Origin of the sequence: Acinetobacter sp. YH12218, from assembly GCF_013417925.1 — a bacterium.
Lineage (GTDB): Bacteria > Pseudomonadota > Gammaproteobacteria > Pseudomonadales > Moraxellaceae > Acinetobacter > Acinetobacter amyesii.
In genome coordinates, this window is sequence record NZ_VPDB01000111.1 from 1 (window position 1) to 6,381 (window position 6,381).

The window sequence follows — 6,381 nt, forward strand, 5'->3', positions numbered from 1 at the left end:
TCATATTAAGCTTTACGAGGGCGTTGTATCGTCTGACGAGACGTGTATCAAGATGGGAGATATTAAATTGAAGAGCATGCTCTTCAATTTAACCCAAAACTTGGGATTTGTGTAGATACCTATGCCTAAAAGGAGAGGGAATTCATTAAATGGTATGCCCTATAGCTTCGCCCATCACCACAGTCGAGTTGGCTTTAAAGGTCGCATCCCATTGCATTTTGTTTTCTTCAAACAACACAACCGCTGTTGAACCTAAATAGAAACGGCCCAATTCTGCACCTTTTTCTAAGAATAAATCGTGTTGATTCAGTTCCAAACGCCCTGTCGGTTTAACTTTACCTGTAGCCACGGTTTCAATACCTGCCACGATCATTGCACCTACCAGTACGACCGCCATACGACCAACTTCTGTATCAAATAAGCAGACCATGCGTTCATTACGAGCGAATAAACCCGGAATATTTTCAGCAGTGGTCTGGTTTACTGAGAACAATTCACCCGGTACATACAGGGTTTCTGTCAATGTTCCTGCAAATGGCATATGTACACGGTGGTAGTCTTTTGGTGACAAATAAACCGTAGCAAACTGCCCATTTTTAAACGGCTCTGCCAATTGTGGATCGGCAATCAGGTTTTCAACGGTGAACTTCTGCCCTTTGGCCTGAAATACGTCACCATTTTCAATTTTACCTAGTTGTGAAATCGCACCATCTGCGGGTGAAACAACACTGTTGGCATTTGCATCAACTACACGTACGCCTTCTTTTAAAGAACGAGTGAAAAATTCATTGAATGATTTAAATTTCAGGGCATTACTTTGCTCAGCAATCGACATGTCGATGCCATACTGTGCTTTAAATGCGGTAATCACAGCATTTTTCACCACAGGGTTTTCACTCGCAGCCAATTTACCCACGATACGTGATAATTTGTGCTGCGGAACAACACGCTGAGCTTGAATAAAAATTTGTTTTTTTAACTGAGATGTAAGGCTCAAGACGGCAACTCTCCGGTGATCACAGGACTATCGAGTCGGTTGCCCCACTCGCTCCACGCACCATCATAAGCTCGAATATTCCAACCGAGTAAACGTCCCAGTATATAAGCTAGGCCCGACCGATGATGGGACTGACAATATACCACCACAGGTTCGTTTAAATTGAATCCCAATTGTTCTAAGCGTTGTTGTGTGCGTTCTAAAGGATGCAATTTTAAATGATTTTCCCGGTTAAGGGCAGTACTCCATTCGAAATGTCGTGCCCCCGGAATGTGACCGCCGCGTCGCGCAGCCAAACGTAGGCCTGTATATTCATCTTCGGTACGGCAGTCCCATACTTGGATTTGCTCCTGCTGCACACGAGCCAATAGCTCATCATAATCTGTTTGATACTGAGCACGCGCCTCTGCACTTACTTCAACCAATGGGCTCACGGGTTCAAATTGCTCAATTTCAGACGAGGTCGGTAAGCCTGCCCCAAGCCAAGCATGGATGCCACCATTGAGGAGACTGGTATTTTCAAAACCGAGGCAATGTAAGTTCCAAATCAGTCGACCAGCCCATGCCCCACCTTCATCGTCATACACTACTACATGATGTTCTGGACTGATATTCAGATAGCTGATGAACTGTTCTAAACCGGCTTGGTCAGGTAAAAGCCCCATCGCTTGTTCTTCTTGGCGCACTAACAGTTTCGGCTGCACATGCAGTGCATGTGGAATATGCAATTGGTCATAAACCGAACGACGACTCAAATCGACGATCCGTAGTTTTTCATTACCAAGATGTGGAACCAATTCTTCCGCTTCAATCAGCAGACCAAAATTCAGTGTAGATGCTGTCATCGTTGTTCGTGTTGTATTTTGTGCGATTAAATTCGATCTTAGCATAAGTCATTTTCACTATTATTCTGAATTTTTGCATTCCTTTAGCAATATTTTAGATATAAAAAAGCCGAATCATTGATTCGGCTTTTTTAGTTTTATCTAATGCTGTGTTTAAGCGCTAACTTCAGAGATGTCAAACACCTGACGTAGATACGCTAAGAAAGTATCATTATCTGTCATGGTTTTACCCGGACTATCTGAAATTTTTGCCACAGATTGACCATTACATTCAACCAGTTTCAGTACGATATTCAGCGCAGTTTGTCCCATATCATTGGTCAAGTTGGTGCCAATACCAAAACTCACTTGGAAACGGTCTTTGAAGTAATTATGCAAATCCCACGCTTTTTCGATATTTAGACCATCACTAAAGGTCAGCATTTTACTTTTGCTATCGACTTTAAGCTTTTTGTAATGTGCATAGGCTTTATCGCCCCATTCATACGGGTCGCCACTGTCATGACGTAAACCGTCGAATAGTTTGGCAAAGTACAAATCGAAGTCACGTAGGAACGCATCCATACCGACAACGTCTGTTAAGGCTATTCCTAAGTCACCGCGGTATTCCTGCACCCATGTTTCTAGCGCAGACTTCTGGAAGTTACGTAGACGAACATCAAGCGCTTGGAATGCTTGTAGGAACTCATGCGCCATCGTACCAATTGGAGTAATGTTCAAGTCTTTGGCAATCAGAACATTACTTGTACCGCGGAAAATATACGGTGAAGCCTGATTTAATTCTTCAATTACATGCTTTTGCCATGCATAACTATAACGACGACGCGTGCCAAAATCAGAGACCAAGAATGGTGGATCATTTGGATTTTGCCGTGCTTCATACTGCTTCAGCAAGGCAATCTTATGTTGCAAACGGCGCTCACCTTCGGCTAAAACTTCGGGTGTACGAATACGTTGGAAATATAATTCATTGACGATGGCTAAAACAAAGATTTCAAACATCATCGCTTGAACCATTGGGCCTTCTACCCAAATATCCAGTCGACCTTCATCATCAATACCCGCTTTAATAAAACGGCGTTTAAGCTGAAATAATTCAAGATAATCAACAAAATCGCTTTTAATAAAACGTAAACTGCGTAAATACTGCAATTCATCATCTTTAAACTTCAACTGACAAAGCATGTCGAGCTGCATGTTTAAATCATCCAAAATTTCAACCAGTGGATAGGCTGTATCATCCAAGTTACGGCAACGAAAGTGATACACACTATGGGTTTGCGGAAATTTGTGTAACACCACCTGAAGCATGGTGAATTTATACAGATCTGTGTCTAATAAGGATTGGATGATTGGAGACATAAAGACTTTCAGTTTTTATCAACTCTTTGCATTAAAGCATACTTTATTGATAAAAAGCCGATTGATTTAGTGGAATAACTTATAAATCACCGCGATTCATCGACTTTTTTCAATTTTTTTGCTGAAGCTGAGCGCGATCAAGCTCACTATTTTTTGAGTAACTGTCGATATTTTTCTTCTTGACCAAATTCACGCGCAAACTGTTCTGCAGTCTTTTGCCCCATTTTTTTGGCATTTGCATCGCAATCCACTTGGCGTAATTGCTTTGCAATCGCCCATTCTAATTTAAACATGGCACCCATCAATGCAGTGTTGCCTTTATTGTCACGTGCGCAGCGGTCTGCACCTTGTTCTAGCAAACGAGTCACAATATTTTGATGACCATAATAGGTCGCCATCATCAGTGGTGTAAAACCCGAAGCATTGCGCACATCGACCGGAAAACCGTGCTTAAGAAATTCATTGATGACTTCTTCATTGCCAGTTTTGGCTGCAGCAAAGAAAATTGCGATCAATTCCTGTTGTGAGGTCATCTGATCGCTTGCAGTTGCTTTAGCGGGGGAGATATCTTCCGCGATTGCCACGTTTGCGAATGCGGAACCAAACGCAAGAAGACTGGCTAAAGTCAAATGCTGCATAACTTTCATGATGAACTCCAACAGAAAACAAATGTAGAATTGAATTAGAAATGATTCATTTCATAAAAATGAATATTTAAGGAGTGCCTATGAAACTCCCCCTAGGGTGCAGGAAAGGTATGGAGCTTCATAGGACTTTTTTGAGGTAACGTTCTAGACCCTAGTTACCAATCCTTCAGACTGATCGAAATTAGTCTTTCAGTTGTGCTGCTTTAGCTTTTACAGTTGCAAGGTTACCGTTTACTGCTTTAGTCATACGCGTACCGTAGTCTGCATCTGCTTTGTAGAAGTAAGACAACATGATGTGTTTCGTTTCCGAATCTTTTACGTTGCCAAGGTCAGCAGCCAAGTTCATGATTAAGTTTTCTTTCTCTTTCGCAGAGTATGAACGATAAAGCTCACCCGCCTGCTTGAAGTTTTGCTCTTTCACGCCTTTTTGCTGAACTGTGCCAGAAAGCGGTGTTTCAACCGCACGCGCTTTCGCAGTCGCTGGTTTTGGCTCAATACGGCTTGGCTCGTAGTTCACATTTGATGAAGTGCCGCCAACATTCATGTAACCATCTTGGTTGTTGTTGTTTACAGCAACTAATGGACGGTTGACTGGAATTTGTTGGTGGTTCGCACCTAAACGGTACATTTGTGTATCTGAGTAAGAAAAGATACGGCCTTGCAGCAGACGGTCTTCTGATGGCTCGATACCTGGGACTAAGTTACCTGGAGCCAATGCCACTTGTTCAGTTTCATTGAAGAAGTTTTTCGGCATACGATTCAGCGTTAAAGTCCCCACTTTGGTTTCTTTCACTAGATCTGTAGGCCAAATTTTTGTTGGATCAAGCGGGTCAAAATCAAAGCTGTTTAAATCTTTAGGATCTAACACTTGGATATAAAGATCCCATTTCGGGAATTTACCAGCGTTGATGTTGTTATAAAGATCGTTAGTCAAGTGGTTGAAATCTTTACCTTGTTGCTCAGCAGCTTCTTTAACGTTCAGACCTTTCACGCCTTGTTTAGAGCGGAAGTTGAATTTAACGTATTTGTATTCGCCTTTGTCGTTATAAAGCTTGTATGCATGTACACCAAAGCCGTCTTGTTCGCGGTAGCTGGTAGGCACACCTTGGTTACCATACACATAAGTCAACATATTGGTTGCCCATGGCTGGCTAGACAAGAAGTCAAATACGCGGTTTGCGTCTTGAACGTTGTCAATTGGGCTTGGCTTCATTGCGTGAATGAAGTCAGGGAATTTAATTGCATCACGAATGAAGAAGACTGGAGTTTGGTTACCCACTAAATCCCAGTTGCCTTCTTGCGTATAGAACTTGATCGCGAAACCGTGCGGGTCACGTAGAGTTTCTGGAGAATGTTTACCGTGAATTACAGTCGAGAAACGTAAGAATACCGGTGTTTTAGTCCCCGCTTTGAAAAGCGAAGCAACGGTTAAATCTGATAAGTCCTTAGTTGCAACGAACTCACCATAAGCACCTGTACCACGCGCATGTACTACACGCTCAGGAATACGCTCACGGCCAAAGCGTTGTAATTTTTGGATGAGTTGAACATCTTGTAGTAATACAGAACCGTTAGGACCCGCAGTAATCGAGTTTTGGTTATCGCCTACTGGTGCACCATTGTCTTTGGTTAATGGCGCTGCTTGAGTCGCCGCTGTTGCTGTTGCTAACATCGCAACCAATAAAGAACGCTTAAACATCGTCTTAATCTCTCTGTTAAATACCTTTCCTGCCCCGCAAAGATACTGGCATTCAATAAATAGATAAAACAGATTATTTTTATAAATTCAATCGTATTGTTGGATTTATAAAAAATATACAGTTCATTTTCAAATATTTGAGCCCAAAATTTTCTAAACATCGCCTCGAAAGAATGCTGTCTTTGCTACAATCCCTGCCCTATGTTCAATTTTCTATTCGGAAGAAGTTATGCGGGCCTTGTTACAACGTGTTTTAGAAGCCAAAGTGGTGGTCGATGGTGAGATCACGGGTGAAATTAATCACGGTATTTTGGTGTTTTTAGGCCTTGGCAAAGCGGATGATTTAGAAAAAGGCAAAAAGCTGATCGATAAGATCTTGAAATACCGCTTTTTTGATGATGAACAAGGCAAGATGGGCTGGAATGTCAGTCAAGCCGGCGGCGGTATCCTCTTGGTGTCTCAATTTACCCTGATGGCGCAAACGCAAAAAGGCCTGCGCCCCGATTTTGGCCCTGCCATGCCGCCAAACGATGCCAAAGCACTGTATGAACAGCTGGTCGATTACACCAAGAGTCAATATGACCATGTACAAACAGGCATCTTTGCCGCCGACATGAAAGTGCATTTGGTTAATGACGGTCCAGTGACCTTTAATTTAGAAGTTGAATAACCACTGAAGCATTAAAAAAAGCCCCTAATAAGGGTAATGCCAGTCAGTTAAGCAAATTTTAGTAAAATGTAGTAAAAATGAGTGTATGTAAATACGCTCATTTTTTTATGTCTTTATCTGAACATTTAGAATCCACTCTTGAACATTCTCTCCCATCACTC

6 protein-coding genes are annotated in these 6,381 nt (G+C 42.1%); 1 reads left to right on the forward strand and 5 read right to left on the reverse strand.

Going from position 1 to position 6,381, the window contains the following annotated elements:
- Positions 1–145 precede the first annotated feature (145 nt).
- The 5 genes from asd to FTV03_RS16745 all read right to left on the reverse strand — a co-directional run bounded on the left by asd (position 146) and on the right by FTV03_RS16745 (position 5,550).
- Entirely contained in the window at positions 146–997 is an 852-nt protein-coding gene (gene asd / locus FTV03_RS16725; RefSeq protein ID WP_180022320.1) for an archaetidylserine decarboxylase, read from the reverse strand.
- Positions 994–1,842, reverse strand: a complete 849-nt coding sequence (locus FTV03_RS16730; protein ID WP_180042298.1) for a sulfurtransferase — start codon at positions 1,840–1,842, stop codon at positions 994–996. Before FTV03_RS16730 ends, asd begins: the two co-directional genes overlap by 4 nt.
- A gap of 153 nt (positions 1,843–1,995) precedes the next feature.
- Positions 1,996–3,204, reverse strand: coding sequence for a nicotinate phosphoribosyltransferase (pncB, locus tag FTV03_RS16735; RefSeq protein ID WP_180042294.1), 1,209 nt, complete (start codon positions 3,202–3,204; stop codon positions 1,996–1,998).
- A gap of 146 nt (positions 3,205–3,350) precedes the next feature.
- Positions 3,351–3,851, reverse strand: coding sequence for an ankyrin repeat domain-containing protein (locus FTV03_RS16740; RefSeq protein ID WP_078193253.1), 501 nt, complete (start codon positions 3,849–3,851; stop codon positions 3,351–3,353).
- A gap of 181 nt (positions 3,852–4,032) precedes the next feature.
- Positions 4,033–5,550, reverse strand: coding sequence for a catalase (locus FTV03_RS16745; protein WP_180042296.1), 1,518 nt, complete (start codon positions 5,548–5,550; stop codon positions 4,033–4,035).
- A gap of 229 nt (positions 5,551–5,779) precedes the next feature.
- Here FTV03_RS16745 and dtd point away from each other — a divergent pair, with 229 nt between their 5' ends.
- Positions 5,780–6,220 (forward strand): D-aminoacyl-tRNA deacylase, encoded by a 441-nt coding sequence (dtd, locus tag FTV03_RS16750; protein WP_168379709.1) that lies wholly within the window; start codon positions 5,780–5,782, stop codon positions 6,218–6,220.
- Positions 6,221–6,381: the final 161 nt, after the last annotated feature.

What these genes read in the sequence shown, in the direction of transcription:
- FTV03_RS16730 (WP_180042298.1), bottom strand. Translation starts at nt 1,842, where the DNA reads ATGACAGCATCTACACTGAATTTTGGTCTGCTGATTGAAGCGGAAGAA.
- pncB (WP_180042294.1), bottom strand. Translation starts at nt 3,204, where the DNA reads ATGTCTCCAATCATCCAATCCTTATTAGACACAGATCTGTATAAATTC.
- FTV03_RS16740 (WP_078193253.1), bottom strand. Translation starts at nt 3,851, where the DNA reads ATGAAAGTTATGCAGCATTTGACTTTAGCCAGTCTTCTTGCGTTTGGT.
- FTV03_RS16745 (WP_180042296.1), bottom strand. Translation starts at nt 5,550, where the DNA reads ATGTTTAAGCGTTCTTTATTGGTTGCGATGTTAGCAACAGCAACAGCG.
- dtd (WP_168379709.1), top strand. Translation starts at nt 5,780, where the DNA reads ATGCGGGCCTTGTTACAACGTGTTTTAGAAGCCAAAGTGGTGGTCGAT.